At 30.6% G+C, this 18,088-nt stretch carries 17 protein-coding genes and 4 pseudogenes; 11 read left to right on the plus strand and 10 right to left on the minus strand.

All coding sequences use genetic code 11. From position 1 onward, the window contains the following. Positions 1 to 72: 72 nt before the first annotated feature. A complete protein-coding gene (locus AC0L5U_RS03240) occupies positions 73 to 648 on the plus strand; it encodes an outer membrane beta-barrel protein (RefSeq protein WP_473414634.1) in 576 nt (191 codons plus the stop codon). A gap of 64 nt (positions 649 to 712) precedes the next feature. Here the strand turns inward: AC0L5U_RS03240 and uvrA are convergent. After that, positions 713 to 3,495 (minus strand): annotated as a pseudogene (gene uvrA, locus AC0L5U_RS03245) (excinuclease ABC subunit UvrA). 237 nt (positions 3,496 to 3,732) lie between these two features. Here uvrA and AC0L5U_RS03250 point away from each other — a divergent pair. Then, positions 3,733 to 4,317, plus strand: a complete 585-nt coding sequence (locus AC0L5U_RS03250) for an RNA polymerase sigma factor (RefSeq protein WP_473414635.1) — start codon at positions 3,733 to 3,735, stop codon at positions 4,315 to 4,317. Between the two features lie 57 nt (positions 4,318 to 4,374). After that, entirely contained in the window at positions 4,375 to 4,521 is a 147-nt protein-coding gene (locus AC0L5U_RS03255; protein WP_473414636.1) for a hypothetical protein, read from the plus strand. A gap of 25 nt (positions 4,522 to 4,546) precedes the next feature. Here AC0L5U_RS03255 and AC0L5U_RS03260 read toward each other — a convergent pair whose 3' ends face one another. After that, a complete protein-coding gene (locus tag AC0L5U_RS03260) occupies positions 4,547 to 5,206 on the minus strand; it encodes an endonuclease III domain-containing protein (RefSeq protein WP_473414637.1) in 660 nt (219 codons plus the stop codon). A gap of 56 nt (positions 5,207 to 5,262) precedes the next feature. Between AC0L5U_RS03260 and bcp the strand changes: the two genes are divergently transcribed. Continuing rightward, positions 5,263 to 5,718, plus strand: a complete 456-nt coding sequence (gene bcp, locus AC0L5U_RS03265; RefSeq protein ID WP_473414638.1) for a thioredoxin-dependent thiol peroxidase — start codon at positions 5,263 to 5,265, stop codon at positions 5,716 to 5,718. On the opposite strand, the gene AC0L5U_RS03270 is transcribed toward bcp, so the two are convergent. Next, complete coding sequence (locus tag AC0L5U_RS03270) at positions 5,700 to 7,232, minus strand: TonB-dependent receptor (RefSeq protein WP_473414639.1); 1,533 nt, start codon at positions 7,230 to 7,232, stop codon at positions 5,700 to 5,702. The two genes, bcp and AC0L5U_RS03270, sit on opposite strands and share 19 nt — an antisense overlap. Positions 7,233 to 7,325: 93 nt before the next feature. On the opposite strand from AC0L5U_RS03270, the gene AC0L5U_RS03275 reads away from it, so the two are divergent. Beyond that, entirely contained in the window at positions 7,326 to 8,087 is a 762-nt protein-coding gene (locus AC0L5U_RS03275; RefSeq protein WP_473414640.1) for an MBL fold metallo-hydrolase, read from the plus strand. Between the two features lie 5 nt (positions 8,088 to 8,092). After that, positions 8,093 to 8,593 carry a hydrolase gene (locus AC0L5U_RS03280; protein ID WP_473414641.1) on the plus strand — a complete coding sequence of 167 codons (501 nt, stop codon included), beginning with the start codon at positions 8,093 to 8,095 and terminating at the stop codon, positions 8,591 to 8,593. 3 nt (positions 8,594 to 8,596) lie between these two features. On the opposite strand, the gene AC0L5U_RS03285 is transcribed toward AC0L5U_RS03280, so the two are convergent. After that, entirely contained in the window at positions 8,597 to 8,971 is a 375-nt protein-coding gene (locus AC0L5U_RS03285) for a DNA topoisomerase IV (protein ID WP_473414642.1), read from the minus strand. Positions 8,972 to 9,011: 40 nt separating this feature from the next. Beyond that, on the minus strand, positions 9,012 to 9,383 hold the full coding sequence (locus AC0L5U_RS03290; protein WP_473414643.1) for a helix-turn-helix domain-containing protein: 372 nt from the start codon (positions 9,381 to 9,383) through the stop codon (positions 9,012 to 9,014). A gap of 290 nt (positions 9,384 to 9,673) precedes the next feature. Here AC0L5U_RS03290 and AC0L5U_RS03295 point away from each other — a divergent pair, with 290 nt between their 5' ends. The 5 genes and pseudogenes from AC0L5U_RS03295 (at position 9,674) to AC0L5U_RS03315 (ending at position 13,932) form a co-directional block, all read left to right on the plus strand. Beyond that, the gene (locus tag AC0L5U_RS03295) at positions 9,674 to 10,177 is read left to right on the plus strand and encodes a M14 family zinc carboxypeptidase (RefSeq protein ID WP_473414644.1); all 504 of its coding nucleotides are present in this window, start codon (positions 9,674 to 9,676) and stop codon (positions 10,175 to 10,177) included. Between the two features lie 86 nt (positions 10,178 to 10,263). Beyond that, positions 10,264 to 10,827 carry a hypothetical protein gene (locus AC0L5U_RS03300; protein WP_473414645.1) on the plus strand — a complete coding sequence of 188 codons (564 nt, stop codon included), beginning with the start codon at positions 10,264 to 10,266 and terminating at the stop codon, positions 10,825 to 10,827. 70 nt (positions 10,828 to 10,897) lie between these two features. Further along, positions 10,898 to 11,376, plus strand: a pseudogene (locus AC0L5U_RS03305) (Lrp/AsnC family transcriptional regulator). 196 nt (positions 11,377 to 11,572) lie between these two features. Further along, positions 11,573 to 13,005, plus strand: a pseudogene (locus AC0L5U_RS03310) (MBOAT family O-acyltransferase). A gap of 3 nt (positions 13,006 to 13,008) precedes the next feature. Further along, entirely contained in the window at positions 13,009 to 13,932 is a 924-nt protein-coding gene (locus AC0L5U_RS03315; protein ID WP_473414646.1) for a hypothetical protein, read from the plus strand. A gap of 13 nt (positions 13,933 to 13,945) precedes the next feature. On the opposite strand, the gene AC0L5U_RS03320 is transcribed toward AC0L5U_RS03315, so the two are convergent. The 5 genes and pseudogenes from AC0L5U_RS03320 to AC0L5U_RS03340 all read right to left on the minus strand — a co-directional run bounded on the left by AC0L5U_RS03320 (position 13,946) and on the right by AC0L5U_RS03340 (position 17,905). Next, positions 13,946 to 14,347: a peptidoglycan bridge formation glycyltransferase FemA/FemB family protein gene (locus AC0L5U_RS03320; RefSeq protein WP_473414647.1), complete on the minus strand. Its 402-nt coding sequence runs from the start codon at positions 14,345 to 14,347 to the stop codon at positions 13,946 to 13,948. Further along, positions 14,310 to 14,690, minus strand: coding sequence for a hypothetical protein (locus AC0L5U_RS03325; protein ID WP_473414648.1), 381 nt, complete (start codon positions 14,688 to 14,690; stop codon positions 14,310 to 14,312). The genes AC0L5U_RS03320 and AC0L5U_RS03325 overlap by 38 nt, the downstream gene beginning before the upstream one ends. Positions 14,691 to 15,099: 409 nt before the next feature. Then, positions 15,100 to 16,131 carry a GNAT family N-acetyltransferase gene (locus AC0L5U_RS03330; RefSeq protein ID WP_473414649.1) on the minus strand — a complete coding sequence of 344 codons (1,032 nt, stop codon included), beginning with the start codon at positions 16,129 to 16,131 and terminating at the stop codon, positions 15,100 to 15,102. A gap of 149 nt (positions 16,132 to 16,280) precedes the next feature. After that, positions 16,281 to 16,897: pseudogene (locus AC0L5U_RS03335) on the minus strand (sugar transferase). A 12-nt stretch (positions 16,898 to 16,909) separates the two neighbouring features. Beyond that, positions 16,910 to 17,905: a glycosyltransferase family 4 protein gene (locus tag AC0L5U_RS03340; RefSeq protein ID WP_473414650.1), complete on the minus strand. Its 996-nt coding sequence runs from the start codon at positions 17,903 to 17,905 to the stop codon at positions 16,910 to 16,912. Positions 17,906 to 18,088: the final 183 nt, after the last annotated feature.

The following is an 18,088-nucleotide window of genomic DNA, read 5'->3' on the forward strand; positions in this document are numbered from 1 at the left end:
ATAACTCGTAACTATTTGGTTTTTAGCGTTTTATTTCATAAGTTTATAGGAGCTAATCAATAACTTTTAATCATGAAAAATTTTAACACCTTAATTTCATTTAGTATCGTCGTTTTATTATTTACTTCTTGTGCTACAAGAGCTGGGCTAATTGCAGCATCTGAACATTTTGCTTCCTCGTCAAGCGGTAGTGGAGGAAATGTAGTGGCAGAAGCTCAAAAATCATCTTTGAGTAAATCATCAACTTCAAACACATTAAATTTATCTAATAGGACATCAAAAACTGGTTTTTTTGTTGGAATTTATTTTACAGATATTGAATTGATGGATAAGCTTGAGATACAGCCAGAGATTGATTTCATTATGCTTAAAGATTTTAATCAAATTCAAGTACCAATATTGGCAAAATATGAAGTTGCTGATAAAATTAATGCTCTAGCAGGACCTAACTTCGGTTACCTTTTAGATGCCGGAGATGGTATTAAATCTCTAAACATAGGTCTAGACATTGGTGCTGCTTATGATATTGCAGAGAAATTTAATGTTAACGCTAGGTACGGTTTTGGCTTAACTAATTTATTGGAAAACCCTGGGAATAATTCAATAAAACTAAGTGGTTTTCAAATAGGCGTTGGGTATAAATTCTAAATACTCTGTTTGAAATAAATAAATTAACGGTGGCTATTTAAGCTGCCGTTTTTTTTGTGAGGTGCTAAATTTTCTCTTTTAAATACTTTCCGGTTTCTGAAGCTTTCACTTTTACGATGTCTTCTGGAGTACCTGTTGCAACTAAATTGCCACCATATTCTCCACCGATTGGTCCTAGATCAATAATGTAATCAGCGCATTTTATCAATTCTAAATTGTGTTCTACAACAATTATAGAATGGCCTTTTGCTATTAAAGCATTAAAGGATTTTAATAATTTTTGAATATCATGGAAATGTAGACCAGTAGTAGGTTCGTCGAAAATAAAAAGGGTTTTTTCTTTGGAGTTTCCTTTACCTAAAAATGTTGCTAATTTAATGCGCTGCGCCTCGCCACCAGATAGGGTGGAAGAACTTTGTCCCAAAGTCACATAGCCTAAACCTACATCTTGTAGTGGTTGTAATTTGTTTTTTATTTTGGTTTGCTCTGTAGCTTCAAAAAATGTTATGGCATCATCTATAGTAAGATTTAAAATATCATCGATGGTTTTGTCTGCAAAAGTAACCTCAAGCACTTCTTTTTTAAAGCGTTTGCCTTTACAAGTTTCACATTCTAAATGCACATCGGCCATAAACTGCATTTCAATAGTTACTTCCCCTTCGCCTTTACAGGTTTCACAACGTCCGCCATCTACGTTAAAAGAAAAGTGTTTTGCTTGATAGTTTCTAATCTTGCTTAATTTTTGTTTTGAGTATAAAGCACGAATATCATCATAAGCCTTTATGTATGTAACTGGATTGGAGCGAGAGGAGCGACCAATTGGGTTTTGATCTACAAATTCTATGTGATTGATATTACTAAAATCACCTTCTAAACCTGAAAACTGACCTGGTTTATCGCCAAAATCTGTTAACTTTTTTTGTAACGCAGGAAATAAAATCTTTTTCACCAATGTGCTTTTTCCGCTTCCTGAAACGCCTGTAATAACAGTTAAAACTCCTAAAGGGAATTTTACATCTATATTTTTTAAATTGTTTTCTCTTGCTCCTTTTATATTTACAAAATATTTTGAAGTACGCCTTGTTTTTGGAACTTCAATTTTTAAATCTTCATTTAGATATTTTGCAGTTAGGGATTCAGACCTTAAAATATCCTGATACGTTCCTGATGCTACTACGTTACCTCCAAAAGTCCCAGCTTCTGGGCCAATATCTATGATGCTGTTGGCAGCTTTCATGATGTCTTCATCATGTTCAACTACAATCACAGTATTTCCTAAATCACGCAAAGATTTTAAGACTGAAATTAAACGCTCTGTGTCTTTTGGATGTAGGCCAATACTAGGTTCGTCTAGAATATACATCGAGCCTACTAAACTGCTTCCAAGTGAGGTTGCTAAATTAATACGTTGGCTTTCTCCTCCTGATAATGTATTAGATTTTCGATTTAAAGTCAAATAATCCAATCCAACGTTAGCTAAAAACGATAATCTGTTATTGATTTCTTTCAATAAGCGATTGGCTATTTGTGTGTCATGGTCATTAAGTTCTAATTCATTAAAAAACTGAATGAGCTTTTTAATTGGCATTTCAACTAAATCTGTAATCGTAATGCCATTTATTTTAACGTAATTAGCTTCGGGCCTTAAACGTTTGCCATTACAGGTTTTACATTTAGTTTTTCCACGGTAACGCGATAACATTACTCTGTTTTGAATTTTATAGGCTTTAGATTCTAATTCTGCAAAAAAAGAATTTAATCCTTCAAAATATTGGTTTCCAGTCCAAACAAGTTGTTTTTGGATTTCAGATAATTCAAAATAAGGTTTGTGAATTGGGAAATCGAACTTATGAGAATTATTAACCAATTGGTCTTTATACCAACTCATGCTTTCTCCTCTCCAAGGAAAAACAGCACTTTCGTATATTGAAAGGCCTGTGTTTGGAATGACCAAATCTTCATCTATCCCTATAATATCGCCGTAACCTTCGCATTTTGGGCAAGCACCATATGGGTTGTTGAAACTGAATAAATGTGGACTCGGCTCTAGAAATAGTATATCATCTAACTCAAACTTATTGCTAAATTGATGTTGTTTATTGTCTTTTAAACTTTCTATTATGCATTCTCCTTTACCTTCAAAAAATGCAGTTTGAATAGCATCTGCTAACCTATTTTTAAAATCTTCTTCATTTTTTGTGATAACTCTATCAACAACTAATTGAACGGTATCTTTTTTTAAAGTTGATGTAATGTCGTCTATTCTTAAAACAGAATCGTTTACTTTAACTCTAGCATAACCTTGTTGTTGTAGGGTTTTGAGTTTATCTTCTATTGTGCGGCCTTCTTCTAAATAAATAGGAGCAAGGAGTAAGAGTTTTTCTCCTTCTGGAAATTCAAAAATATATTCTAAAACATCAGAAACTGTATTTTTTTTACTTCATCTCCAGATATAGGTGAGTAGGTTTTGCCAATTCTAGCAAATAATAATTTTAAATAATCATAAATTTCGGTTGTTGTACCAACTGTAGAACGCGGATTAGTGGAATTTACCTTTTGCTCAATAGCAATGGCTGGTGCAATGCCTTTTATATAATCTACTTTTGGTTTGTTTAAGCGTCCTAAAAATTGGCGTGCATAACTGGAAAGACTTTCTACATAGCGTCTTTGACCTTCTGCATATAGTGTGTCAAAGGCTAAACTAGATTTTCCCGAACCTGATAAGCCTGTAATAACTACTAGTTTGTTTCTGGGTATTACAACATCAATATTTTTTAGGTTGTGCAATTTAGCACCTTTTATAATAATGTTTTCTTTTGGGTTTACTTCGGAAATTGCAGTATTCATAGGCTTTAAAAGGAAATAATTTTGCAAAGATACTACAAGTAAATGAGCATAAAAAATGAAGGATTGTTCAATAAATTGTTAAAAAAAGTTATTATTTTTTGCTTTTTAGGAACGATTGTTGTTATATTTGAATTCTGTAATAACCTCAAAAACACTTGTCTATAGTATAATATTACTTTTGAAATTAAATAACCCCAAGCTACGAAGTCTCACTTCGAGCATTAAAAGTAAAATATTATGCAACGAGAACTTATTACCGATGCTACATTGGTTAGCAACTACATCAAAGGACAAGAAAGTGCATTAGAAACCCTAATAGTTAGGCACAAACAGCGTATTTACAGTTTTATTTATTCTAAAGTATATGATAAAGATATCGCAGAAGATATTTTTCAAGATACATTTATTAAAGTGATTCGTACTCTAAAACGTGGTGCTTATAACGAAGAAGGGAAATTTTTGCCTTGGGTAATGCGTATTGCGCATAACTTGGTAATTGACTTTTTTAGAAAAAGTAATAGAATGCCTAAGTTTGACAATGCAGGAGAGTTTAGCATATTTTCTGTGTTAAGCGATAATGCTTTAAATGCAGAAAAAAGCATAATTAAGGAACAGGTTGAAAATGATGTAAGACGTTTGGTTGAAGAGCTTCCTGATGATCAAAAAGAAGTATTGATGATGCGTATTTATCAAGATATGAGTTTTAAGGAAATCTCTGAAAGAACAGGCGTTAGCATCAATACGGCTCTAGGAAGAATGCGCTATGCATTAATTAACTTAAGAAAGATAATTGATAAGCATAATATTGTGTTGACCAACTAATACAATAAAGTAAATTTTGTTGCGTTATTAGTTTGAATTAACCCTTAAATTAATAAAATGGCAAAAATTTACTCTGAGAAATCATTAAAAAACACAAAAAACCTTAAGCCTAAAAAGGAAACCATTGCGTTTCTGTTGAATTACTCAAAAGCATACAAGGTTGTAGAAGGAAAGCATGAAAAGTATGATTTGCTTCTTAATTAATATTAAAAAAAATCCTGATTTTAAATCAGGATTTTTTGTTTTTATAATAATCGTTTAAAATCGATTTTCTCCCAACAGTCTTTGTGATAACATCTTTCTCTAAATCCCAACCACGGGCAGGGGAATATTCACGTCCGTACCAAATAATCTGTAAATGTAAATCGTTCCATAATTCTTTTGGGAATAATCGCTTAGCATCTTTTTCAGTTTGTACTACGTTTTTGCCATTGGTTAAATTCCAACGGTACATTAGCCTATGAATATGTGTGTCTACAGGAAAGGCGGGAATTCCAAAAGCTTGTGATAAAACTACGGCTGCAGTTTTGTGTCCTACTGCTGGTAATTCTTCCAAGGCTTCGTAAGTTTTAGGGACTTCGCCATGATATTTTTCAATTAAAATTTTTGATAAACCATGAATGCCTTTGCTTTTCATAGGAGATAAGCCAACTGGTTTTATGATTTCACGAATTTCTTCAACTGAAAGTTTAATCATATCGTATGGGTTGTTTGCTTTGGCGAAAAGTAATGGTGTGATTTTGTTTACACGAACATCAGTACTTTGAGCAGACATTAAAACAGCAATTAGTAGTGTATATGGGTCTTCATGGTCTAACGGAATTGGTATTTCAGGGTATAAGTCGTCTAATGTTTTAATAATGAAGTCAACACTTTCTTGTTTGGTCATTCAGTTGTATTTTTGCTAAACAAAGTTATGAAAGAATAAAATATAAAAGACTAATTATGATAACATTAAAAGCTGGGGATAAAGCCCCGAATTTTAAAGCTCTTGACGAGCAAGGGAATACGATTCAATTAAGTGATTATAAAGGAAGAAAATTAGTAGTTTTCTTTTACCCAAAAGCAAGCACTCCTGGTTGTACAGTAGAAGCCTGTAATTTGAATGATAATTTTGAACGTTTTCAAGCTCAAGGTTATGAAATTCTTGGTGTAAGTGCTGATAGCGCTAAAAGGCAATCTAATTTTAAAAATAAATATGGATTTAAATACCCGCTTTTAGCTGATGAAGATAAAGCTGTAATTGAAGCTTTTGGGGTTTGGGGGCCAAAAAAGTTTATGGGTAGAGAATATGATGGTATCCATAGAACTACTTTTGTTATTAATGAAAATGGGATTATTGAAGATGTTATATTAAAGGTAAAAACTAAAGCGCATGCCGCTCAGATATTAGATGTATAAAAAAAAGAGCCAAATGGCTCTTTTTTTATTTTATTTCTTCTTTTAATTGTTCTGCGTTTAAGAGTTAATGGTTTCAAAGGTCTTCTGGTGTAGCCAAATAACCTGAAGTCTTTTATTAAATCGGCTGTGCCTTCAGGTAGCATATCTTCCCATCCGTGTTCGCCATTTTCAATCATTTGTAGAGCTTCTCTTGAGAAAATATTCATAATGCTCTCATCGTAATCAGTTATATCAATTACTTTACCGTTGTATTTAAAGAATTTGTACAATTCTTTCATACGCGGATAGACTTTCAAATTTTCACTATTAATAAGTTCTCCTGTTTTAGGATCAAACATTGGATATAAATAGACTTTAAGGTCTTTAAAGAATAATTTCCCAAAGGCTTCTAGAATCCCACCGCTAATATGTCGATAATATTTTTCATCAAAAATATCTACTAAATTACTAACACCCATAGCAAGTCCCATTCTGGCTTTCGTGTAGTTAGAGAAGTACTCTACCACCTTAAAATATTCCTGAAAGTTAGATATCATAACAGATTGTCCTAGAGCACATAATAAATCTGCTCTATCTATAAAATCTTGCTCGTCAATTTTTCCCTCAGCACGCAAATTAGAGAGTGTGATTTCAAAAACTACAACGGTTTTATTTGCATCAACTTTATTTTCTTTGATAAACATTTCATATGATTTCTCATACATAGCCATGTTTACCTTGGTTACGGGTCTAAAACTTCCGCGAAGTGCTAAAATGTTTTTCTTGTAAAAAATTCTTGCTGGTAAAACATTATTTCCGTCAGGTCCAAAAACTACAGCGTCTGTCATCCCGTACTTAACAAGCTGTAAGCTCATTAATCTATTGTCAATATTCTTGAAAACAGGGCCAGAAAAATTTATAGTATCAATTTCGAGTTGATCATTATCTAAATGGTCATAAAGGTAGCGTAGTAATTTTTTTGGTTCGTTGTATTTGTAAAAGGCGCCATAAATTAAATTAGTTCCTAAAACACCCAGAGTTTCTTGTTGTAAACGGGCATCAGTTTCTTTAAATCTAATGTGAAGTATAATTTCGTTGTAATCTGCTCCAGCTTCAACTTGGTATTTTATACCTACCCAACCATGGCCTTTAAATTGTTTTGCAAAATCTATTGTTGCAACTGTATTGGCATAGGTGAAAAATATTTTATTTGGGTTATTGTCTCTTGTAATACGCTCTTCCATAAGCGCCATTTCGTGAGTTAGCATTTTTCGTAATCTAGACTCAGTAACATAGCGCCTATCATCTTCAATGCCATAAATAGCATCACTAAAATCTTTGTCATAGGCAGACATTGCTTTAGCAATTGTTCCAGAAGCCCCACCGGCTCTGAAAAAATGTCTTGCGGTTTCTTGACCTGCCCCAATTTCAGCAAATGTGCCGTAAATATTTTCGTTTAAATTTATTTTAAGTGCTTTTGATTTTAATGAAGGGATATCATCAAACTCCTTGTCGCCATGAATGCTAATTTCCATAAATTATATAGGTTAGAAACAATTTATGGTAAAGATATTAAATAAGGGAGCATACAAAAAAATAACCCTATTTTTGTTATAAAATTAAGCGTTTTGAAGGTTACTTTTCTTGGTACTGGAACATCTCAAGGTATACCCGTAATAGGTAGTGAACATCCTGTGTGTTTAAGTACTAATAGTAAAGATGAGCGTTTGAGATCTTCAGTTTTAATTGAATGGAATACGAATAGTTATGTAATTGATTGTGGTCCAGATTTTAGGCATCAAATGTTGCGCTCTGGATGTAAACGAGTTGATGGTATTTTGTTTACACATGAGCATTCAGATCATGTTTTAGGCTTGGATGATATACGTCCGTTTTATTTTAAACAAGGCGCTATTTCAATTTATGCTCATAAGCGTGTTTTGAAATCTCTAAAAAAGCGATTCGACTATATTTTTGCGACTAAGAACAAATATCCAGGGGCGCCCTCTGTAACGATTCATAGAATTAAAAACAAACCTTTTATAATTGAAGATATTGAAGTTTTGCCAGTAAAAGGTTTGCATATGGATTTGCCTGTTTTTGGATTTAAATTTAATGATTTTGCATATTTAACAGATATGAAAACCATTGAAGATGTCGAAATTGAAAAGATTAAAAATGTAAAAGTGCTTGTGATTAATGCGTTACGAATAGAACCTCATTATTCGCATTTTAATTTGGAGCAAGCTCTTGAGTTTATAGATAAAGTGAATCCAGAACGTGCTTATTTAACACACATAAGTCATATGCTTGGTTTTCACGAAGAAGTTGAGCGACAATTGCCTAAGCATGTGTTTTTGGCTTATGATAATTTAGAAATTACTATATAATAGATATGAAACAGAAAATTTTTATGTATTTATTCGTGTTTTCAATACTGCTGGTGTTGTTTCAATATGTAAATGCGAAACGTATTTTTGAAGATCAAAATATAAAACTAAAAAATGCGAGAGCTAAAGTTGAAAAATTTCAAGATTCAATTGTAAAGTTGAATGATGAAATTTCTACTAAAACACATTTTAACTTAGAAAAAAATGAAGATGCAATAACTTATTTTGAAAAAGATGGTTATGATGTTAGTCAATTAATTCCTTTTATTAAAGATGAAATTTATACGACTAATGAAGTAAAAGAGCAGCACCCAATTGTGCCTTACGCATCATCTGAAGGCAGAAAAATGTTGATAAATACAGTAAAACTATTAAATCATAAATGGATAATTGCTGATTTCTCTGATGGAGAGTACTGGGGAGAGGTTTTTGTGAAATATTACATTAATGAAGATAAAACTATTGACTTTGAGATGGTGGAATCTTTTTTATATCCTTTTGATTAGTTTTTAATTTATTTTAAAAGCTGTTCCTTTTTCTTTTTGAGTTTTGCCTACATATGAATATTCATAGGTGTATGAGGAGTCTGTTGTGGTAAGAATTTTGAAATGAATATCTTTTTGCTCTGCCATGTTTTTAGGGTTAATGGTTTTAAAAACAGCTTCGCAATCATTAATCCATCGTACTTCGGATGAATCTATATGATTATTGTAAGTTTCAATTTGAAGTGTTTTAGTTCTTTTAAATTCAGATTTAAGTATTACGCCGTTTATTTTTGTTTTACTGTAAAACTCGCCTATTTTGTAGTTGTTGCAATTGCGTTCTGCGTTATAGCAAGAAGTTATTAATACAATGTTTAATAAAGTGAATAGTGTTTTCTTCATGTGTGGTAGAAATTTATTGCAAAATTAAGAAACTGGGAGTTTATTTATTAAAACTTTCAAAACTTCCGTCAGAATAAAAAATAACAATGCGATCAATTCTCTTTTCGCTTGATGTTTTTGTGTCTTTTTGTTTTTCAATGCTGCTAAAAGTTGAAAGGTTAGAAGAAGTATTTTCGGTAGTTAGTTTTTTTGGAAAAGAACCTTTGCCATTTAAAAGCCAATACAATTCAACTTCAGGAAAAGTATTTAAAATCTTCAATACAAATTCTAAGCTAGGTTTGTTTCGCCCAGATAAAATGTGAGAAATACTAGAACGTTGCACGCCTATTTTTTCAGCGAAAGAAGATGCGGATTCTCCGTAATATTCAATGACTTTTTGGAGTCTTTTTGTAAAATCTTCGCTGTTTATCATTGTAAATTAGGCATGGGGCTATTTTGTGTTACAAATGTAATAATTTTGCTTTAATTTAAATTGAAAAACAAATTTAAATTAAAAAATAATTATATTATATGTTTAAATAATACATGTTAAATTTATGATATTATGATGATTACGCCTTTGTTTATAATTCAACTGTTTTTGATGCGATTAAACGTGGAAAACTACACCAAGAGCGTTTAGTATTGTATACAAATTAAGCAAAAAGCATGTTTACAATTGTAAAATTGTAAATGTTTACATTTGTGTTTTAATTAAAATATATGTCAGTTAAAACATTACAATCCTTATTTCAAAAACACAAAGAATCAACTTTATTTCACAGGTATATTACCAATGAAAATATAGTGCCACTTCTTCCTAATTTTGAAGAATATGCTGAGGTAAAAGTTGTTGGAAAATCTGTTTTAGAGGATTCTATCTATTCCATAAAAATTGGAAATGGCGATAAAAAGATTTTGATGTGGTCGCAAATGCATGGCAATGAATCTACTACTACAAAAGCTATTTTTGATTTTTTAAATACATGTATTTCAGGTAATGATTTTACAGATGCTATTTTAAAATCATGCACTATTTTAATTATTCCAATATTAAATCCAGATGGCGCAAAGGTGTATACACGTGTAAATGCTAATGAAGTGGACTTAAATAGAGATGCGCAAAATCGTTCTCAACCTGAAAGTAAGGTGTTGAGAAAAGTTTTGAAGCATTTAAACCAGATTTTTGCTACAATTTACATGGACAACGCACTATTTTTAGCGTAGGCAATACTAATAAATCGGCTACCGTATCATTTTTAGCTCCAGCGCAGGATAAAGCCTGTACAGTAACACCAACCAGAAAAGTAGCTATGGAAATTATTGTGGAAATGAATAAGGCATTACAAGTACAGATACCAAACCAAGTTGGGGTTTATGATGATGCGTTTAACTTAAATTGTGTTGGGGATACATTTCAGAGCGAAAATGTACCAACTATTTTATTTGAAGCCGGACATTTTACTAATGACTATGCAAGAGAGAAAACTCGTGAATTGATATATATGTCTTATTTAACCTCTTTATTTTATATAGCTAATAATGAAGTTGATGGTAGTAATTATGAAGCATACTTTGATATTCCTGAAAACGGGAAATTCTTTTTCGATGTTATTATAAGAAATGCAAAACTTAATATAGATGACAAAGAAACTACTGATATTGCTATTCAATTTGAAGAACGTTTAATTAATCATGAAGTAACATTTATGCCTATTGTAAAAAAATTAGAAGATTTATCTAATTATTTTGCTCATAATGAGATTGATGCTAGTAGGGGTGTGGTTTCAACAATTGATGATGAAATATTGAAAATAGATTACGAAAACGTTTTCGTAAAATTGAATAATGAGAAAATCGCATTATTTTCAAAATAAAATGCATCAATTATGCGTAATCTTTAGAGAAAATGTACTATTTTTGCTTTTTATTTAAGAAAAGTTAATTATGGCGAAAATAAAATTAGACGAAATAGATCACCAAATTCTTGACATGTTAATTGATAACACAAGAATTCCCTTTACAGATATAGCAAAAAGCTTTTAATTTCTGCAGGAACAGTACATGTTCGTGTTAAAAAAATGGAAGAATCTGGAATTATTAGAGGTTCTTCTCTAACTCTTGATTATAAAAAATTAGGATATTCTTTTATAGCATATGTAGGGGTGTATTTAAATAATACGTCGCAAACTCAGTTTGTTTTAGAGCGTATTAATGAAATACCTTTTGTAACTGTAGCTCATATTACTACAGGGAAATTTAATATTTTCTGTAAAATTAGAGGTAGAAACACAGAACATGCTAAAGAAGTAATTTTCAAGCTTGATGAAATAGAAGGAGTGTATCGCACAGAAACTATGATTTCTCTTGAGGAAAGTATAAATGACAAAAAACGATTGATGCATTCAATATTTAATGAAATGTAAATGTATGATATTGTTTCTATTATAAAATTAAAGCTCCTTTTTAAGGGGCTTTTTATTTAATAATTTGCCTAATTGTGTTTGTGAAGGTAATTATTATGCAATTCATAGAAAAATTTTGATTTAGTACATTTGTTAAAAGATATTTACCCAGTATTTTTTAATACACCAAATAATAACCTACTTATAATTACTTTATATGTTATTTAATTCTATAGAGTTCTTTGTATTTCTGCCAATAGTTTTTATTTTATATTGGTTTGTAACAGCAAAGTATTTAAAAGCCCAAAATCTATTAATAGGTATTGCTAGTTATGTGTTTTATGGCTGGTGGGATTGGAGATTTCTTTCACTAATTGCTTTTAGTTCTTTAGTAGATTATAGTATTGGTTTGCTTCTAAAAAAGACAGAAGCTAAAACAAAGCGTAAGACTTTACTATGGATAAGTATTTGTGTAAACCTTGGTTTTCTTGGTTTTTTCAAGTATTACAATTTCTTTATTGAAAGTTTAGTAGATTCATTTACCCTTCTAGGACAACCGTTGACTATTAATTCTTTAAATATAATTTTACCAGTTGGGATAAGCTTTTATACGTTTCAGACATTAAGTTATACTATAGATGTTTATAATAAAAAGTTAGAGCCAACGCGAGATTTTATTGCTTTTTCAGCTTTTGTAAGTTTCTTTCCTCAGTTAGTAGCTGGTCCAATAGAAAGGGCGACAAATTTACTTCCTCAATTTTATACTAAAAGGAAGTTTGATTATGCCTTAGCTATTAATGGTATGCGTCAAGTATTATGGGGCTTATTTAAAAAAGTTGTTATTGCCGATAATTGTGCAAAATATGCAAATATAATTTTTAATAATTATGATGATTATTCAGGAAGCACATTGCTTCTAGGGGCATTCTTTTTTGCATTTCAAATTTATGGAGATTTTTCAGGATATTCAGATATAGCAATCGGTGTCTCAAGATTATTTGGCTTTGATTTAAAACGAAATTTTGCGTTTCCTTATTTTTCAAGAGATATTGCAGAGTTTTGGAGAAGGTGGCATATATCATTATCAACATGGTTTAGAGATTACCTTTACATACCACTTGGCGGTAGTAGAGGTGGCACAAAAATGAAAATAAGAAACACATTTATAATTTTTATTGTTAGTGGTTTTTGGCATGGCGCAAATTGGACATTTATTATATGGGGGGCTTTAAACGCCATATATTTCTTGCCATTAATGCTTGCTAATAAAAATAGAGTGAATACTGATATAGTTGCTGAAGGAAAATATCTGCCGAATTTTAAAGAGTTTTATCAAATAGGAATCACATTTTTATTAACACTCATTGCTTGGGTGTTTTTAGGGCAGATTCAGTATCTCACGCATTGTTGTATTTAAAAGGTATGTTTACAAGCTCGTTGTTTTCATCTTTTGAAATATTTCCCACAACTATATTGTTATTAGTGTTATTTTTTATTGCTATTGAATGGCTGGGACGAACTGGAGAATATGCTATTGAAAAAGTCGATTTTATGAATAAACCACTAAGATGGGGTTTTTACATTATGCTCATCGTTTTAATGTTTAGCTTTACTGGAGAGCAGCAAGAATTTATTTATTTCCAATTCTAAGTTATGGTTAAGTTTATACGAAATATAGTTTTGTTTATCATTACAATAATGATTGTAGGTGAAGTAGTTGTTAGGCTAACTCATGCAGTATCTGATTTACCGCAGCGTACAATAGATGAAGATGGTATTCAAAAGTATTATCCCAATCAAACAGGGTCTTGGGTAGATGGGACTCACACTTGGCTAATAAATGAGTTAGGATGGCCTGGTAAATTACCAAAAAGTTATGATAACTTAATTATGGTAATTGGAGACTCTTTCATAGAGAATTTTATGAATGCCAATGAGTGCCACCAATCCACTTTTCTAGAGGAAAGAATGGATAATTTTAATTTTTTAGAAACAGCGCGTTCAGGTGTCTCTTTTATTGAGGCTTTTGAAATAGCTAAACAAATGGATTCTTTGCAGCCTGTGAAAAGTTTGATTTATGTAAATGATAGTGATTTTTATGAGAGTGTTAAGGAAATAAAGATCAAACAGGATATCACTCAATTAGATATAGAAAAGAGTACTATAGTTTACGGCGAAATGAAGGCACCTGGTTTAAAAAAGATTTTATACAATTGGAAATTGTTATATTACTTTTATAATAGATTCCCATTAAATTTTAGTTTTAAAAAATCTCAACAAAAACCTATCAAAAAACATGTTGGTATTAAAAAAGAGTTAAAACATGCTTATGAGATTGAAGCGCTTTTAAGTTATACTAAAAACAACTATAAAATAAACGACAAAGTGTTGGTGTTTCATCCAAATTCTAGTGATGAATTAATCCAAAAATGTGCTGATATAGGTTTTGATGTTATTACTTTAGATTCGAGTAAAGACAGTAATAGTTGGACTTTTGATTACGATCACCATTGGACTTGTTATGGGCACGAGCAAGTTGCAGAACAAGTTGCTAGTTATCTTAAGAACTCAAAATAACATTTTTTATGTGTTATTGATTTTCATTTAATCTGTAAAGAGGGAAATAATTAGAATTTTCATTTAAAACATTATTCTTTTCACAAATAGTATCATATACAGTTTTATTTGTAATCAATTTCCAAACAAAAAAAGGATGATACTCATTAGCAAATGAAGATTTAAACTTAAAAAGAGTGTCATTTTCATTAGCTCCTAAACCACCACCTAAATTAAAATTGGTGTAGCCTTGTTCTACTGCTTTTAAACGCATTTGATCTATAAGAAATTTGGTGCCATTGTATTCTAAAAATTCATCTATAGATCCTGACAAATGATATTGTATAGTGGTTTTTGTTTTAATAAACATTGCACCGGCAATTATTTTTCCACTTTCATTATGTATAGCAAAGTAAGGTTTCAGTTTCAAAATCACTTGAAGACCTTAAACTTTCAAAATAATTATCATTGAAATAGTAAAAGCTTTTTGCTTTTACTCTCCCCATAGTTTTAATATACATTTCTTTGAAAAACTTAAAGTCTTCTTTAGAATTAGCTTCTCTCAAACTAAGATTTCTATTTGCTTTGTTGATATAAGTTTTGAGCCTTCTATGATAATTTTGTCTTTGTTCTTTGAGTGTTAAGCTAAGGTTTATATTAACTACCCTGCCTAAATTAGATAAACTCCCTAAACTTTTGAGAATAGTGTTTTGAAATGGTAAGAAGGGGTGTAATCTAACAAAAACACTAATAATATTTTCTTTATTAAAAAAACTCATTAAACATTCTTGAAAATCGGCTGGATTAAAATTTTCCGGTAAACTGTTTGAAATAGGACCACAATAACCATATACAGATATAGCGTCAAAATATTCGGAATCCTTAATTTTCCTTATTATTAAAGGTAAACCAATAAGAATGTCATTTTTCTTATACTTTATTAGTATAGCAGTATCTGAGCTTTGTTTAGATATTTGATGGTAATCATATGTATGATAAACATCGTGTTCATTAACAGTCTCTAAAAAACTATTCCATTCAGGTTTAGTTTTTATAATTTCAATATTCTTTTGTAGTGTAATTATATTTTTATTTTTCTTAGCGAAACCTAAAATAATATAAATTCAACAAATAAATTTAAAAGTTGCTAATTATTCGTTGTAATAGGTGTTTTTAAAGAAAAATGAATTAAATATTTTCATTTAACCTATATAAAGGGAAGTATGAAGAATCGTTTTGAGTTATTCCATTTTTTTCACATACTTGATTATAGGCTACTTCGTCTATAACGAGTTTCCATATGTAGAATGGATGATGTTCATCGGAGAAAGAGGATTTAAACATAAACAAAGAATCATCACTTGCACCCAAACCTCCTCCTAAATTAAAATATTTAAAACCTTCATCAGAAGCCTGGACACGCATATGGTCTAGTAAAAACTTCATTCCATTAAGGTAAAGGTGTTTTGTAACAGAGCCAGATAAATGGTATTGTACTATATCTTTTGTTTTTACAAACATACTTGCTGCAACAGCTTCTCCTGTTTCATTATCAATTGCAATTAAAACATCTGTTTTAAAATCATCAGACATTAGAAACTCATGAAAATACTCTTCACTAAAGTAATAAAAGTTTTTAGCGTTAAGTCGCTCCATGTTTTCATAATATATATCAATAAAAGTTTTGAAATCCTCGGGAGTAGAGGCTACCTTAAGAGATAACATTCTTTTTGCTTTGTTAACTCTTGTTTTTAAACTTTTCTTATATTTTCTTCGTTGTTCATCTAACTCTAACGTTAAGTTGATATTTACAACTTTACCTAGATAAGACAAATCACCAAAGTCTTTTAACGCCATATTCTGAATCGCAGAAAAAGGATGTAATCTAGCAAAAACACTAATTATTTTGTTGGTAAGAAAGTGAGATTTTAAAGCACTTTGATAATTACCAAAGTTGAAATTTTCTGAGATATCATTACAGATTGGACCAGAGTAACCATAAACGGATGTAGCATCAAGATAATCAGTACCTTTTATCTTTCTAACAATTAAAGGTAAGCCAATTAAAGCTTCATCTTCTTCATAAGTGATTAATACACTTTCTTCATCATCTTTTTTTGATAGTTGATGGTAATCAAAAGTATGATAAAAGTCGTAGAATTCTACACATCCTAAGAATTTATCCCAATCCGACTTTTGTTTTATGACTTTAATTTTCAACTTATTAGATTTTATTATACAAAAATGTTAGTTTCTTGTTTTACTACAAAATTAAATTAAATTAATAAGAAAAGTAATCTTTTTCGTTAAACTGTTAGTTTTAATTTTGAATAACTAATATTAAGGCCTAATAATTAAAATTATGTTTTTTAGATGGTGTTTTTTCGAATTTCATCTAAAAAGGGTTCAACATTGGTTGTGTCCACAGATACTTCTTTAGGCACTAAAACCTTATGTACTGTTTTGAAAATAATCCTAACATCGTTAATAAATGATAAATTCTCAACATACTCAATGTCAAGTCTTAGTTTTTTATCCCAACCAATAAGGTTTCTTCCATTAACCTGAGCTAAACCTGTAATACCAGGTTTTACTGTATGTCTCTTTTTTCTTCTTGACTATAATATGGTAAATATCTTGGTAATAGTGGGCGAGGCCCAACTAAGGACATATCTCCTTTAAATACATTTATTAATTGCAAAAGTTCATCAAGTGAAGCTTTTCTAACAAATTTTCCTGGGCGAGTTAAACGCAAAGTATCTGGTAATAATTCCCCATTTTTATCTGTTTTATCGTTCATTGTTTTGAACTTGATGATGTTGAATAATTTTTCATTCTTACCCGGTCTTTTTTGAAAGAAAAAGGGTTTTCCATCATTTAAGAAAAATAGAGTTACAGTAATTATCAATAATAATGGCGAAAGCATTATTAATCCAAATAAAGACAATACGAAATCTAATAGCCTTTTAAATATATTTTTATACATAATTAATTAATTTTATAATTGGCGGTATTCATCTAAAATCGATTTCCAGACATACTCTTGCTCATAATTATTTACTATAATCTCCCTTGATTTTTTACCCATAGCGTTAAGTAAGTCTTGGTTTGTTATTACTAATTCCATGGCATTGTAGAGTGCTTCTTTGTCCTTTTTTGGAATAATTATACCATTCTCATTATGTTTAATAATCTCGTTACAGCCATTAATATCAGTTACAATACATGCCAATTCTAAGGCACAGGCTTGCATTACAACATTAGGAAAACCTTCGCGATAGCTAGGGAATGTTAAAGCATTAGAAATAGAAAAATAAGGTCTTACATCATCAACCCAGCCAGGAGTAACTATGTTGGTGTTTTTATCAATAATGTTTGTTGTTTCAGGTAATAGTGGATCTAATTCAGCCTCATAACCTCCCAATAGTAATAATTTTACGTTTTTAAATTTTTCGTTTAATTTTGCAAAGGCTTGAATCAGTTCATTAATCCCCTTGTCTTTAACCATTCTTCCAGCAAAAACATATACAAAATCATCTTGATGAATGTTTAAATTTTTTCTAAGGGCTAGATTATTTTCTTCAGAAAAATGATTTTTATTGAAATAAGCTGTATCAATACCGTTTGAACTTCCTTTTCCTAAGATTTTCAACTTGGATGGTTTAGTTATTTTTTCATCTAAAATAATATCCTTTAGTCCATATGAATTAGGATAAATTTTGGTAGCACAGGCATAAGTGATTTTTTCAACAAACACCAATAATTTTTTCTTAAACCCAACAGCTTCAACCAAAGGTAGACCTGCTATGGTGTGTAATCTATTTGGTACACCAGCAAGTTTTGCAGAAATCATCCCTAAAGTACCAGCTTTAGGAGTGTGTGAGTGCACTATAAATGGTTTTTCTTTTCTTAATATTTTGTATAATTTAAAAACAGCTACTAAATCTTTTAAAGGGGTAATTTGCCTAGTCATATTTACGGCAATGGATTTCATTCCCTTTTTTTACCCAAATCTTCTAACCTGTTATATTCATCACTAGAAGATATGATAACCATATCATAATCTTTTGCAACAAAATCTAATTGCCCTTTAAGTAATGTGGTTAAAGATCCGGCTACTGTAGTAATTCTAACTATTTTTTTCTATCAGAATCCATTTATTTATAGGTGTTATAGT

Source organism: Jejuia sp. G7-7 (assembly GCF_055808955.1).

Bases quoted from the DNA above. Each gene is read 5' to 3' on its own strand.
- AC0L5U_RS03240 (WP_473414634.1), top strand. From the start codon at position 73: ATGAAAAATTTTAACACCTTAATTTCATTTAGTATCGTCGTTTTATTA.
- AC0L5U_RS03250 (WP_473414635.1), top strand. From the start codon at position 3,733: ATGCAACGAGAACTTATTACCGATGCTACATTGGTTAGCAACTACATC.
- AC0L5U_RS03255 (WP_473414636.1), top strand. From the start codon at position 4,375: ATGGCAAAAATTTACTCTGAGAAATCATTAAAAAACACAAAAAACCTT.
- AC0L5U_RS03260 (WP_473414637.1), bottom strand. From the start codon at position 5,206: ATGACCAAACAAGAAAGTGTTGACTTCATTATTAAAACATTAGACGAC.
- bcp (WP_473414638.1), top strand. From the start codon at position 5,263: ATGATAACATTAAAAGCTGGGGATAAAGCCCCGAATTTTAAAGCTCTT.
- AC0L5U_RS03270 (WP_473414639.1), bottom strand. From the start codon at position 7,232: ATGGAAATTAGCATTCATGGCGACAAGGAGTTTGATGATATCCCTTCA.
- AC0L5U_RS03280 (WP_473414641.1), top strand. From the start codon at position 8,093: ATGAAACAGAAAATTTTTATGTATTTATTCGTGTTTTCAATACTGCTG.
- AC0L5U_RS03285 (WP_473414642.1), bottom strand. From the start codon at position 8,971: ATGAAGAAAACACTATTCACTTTATTAAACATTGTATTAATAACTTCT.
- AC0L5U_RS03290 (WP_473414643.1), bottom strand. From the start codon at position 9,383: ATGATAAACAGCGAAGATTTTACAAAAAGACTCCAAAAAGTCATTGAA.
- AC0L5U_RS03295 (WP_473414644.1), top strand. From the start codon at position 9,674: ATGTCAGTTAAAACATTACAATCCTTATTTCAAAAACACAAAGAATCA.
- AC0L5U_RS03300 (WP_473414645.1), top strand. From the start codon at position 10,264: ATGGAAATTATTGTGGAAATGAATAAGGCATTACAAGTACAGATACCA.
- AC0L5U_RS03315 (WP_473414646.1), top strand. From the start codon at position 13,009: ATGGTTAAGTTTATACGAAATATAGTTTTGTTTATCATTACAATAATG.
- AC0L5U_RS03325 (WP_473414648.1), bottom strand. From the start codon at position 14,690: ATGAGTTTTTTTAATAAAGAAAATATTATTAGTGTTTTTGTTAGATTA.
- AC0L5U_RS03340 (WP_473414650.1), bottom strand. From the start codon at position 17,905: ATGAAATCCATTGCCGTAAATATGACTAGGCAAATTACCCCTTTAAAA.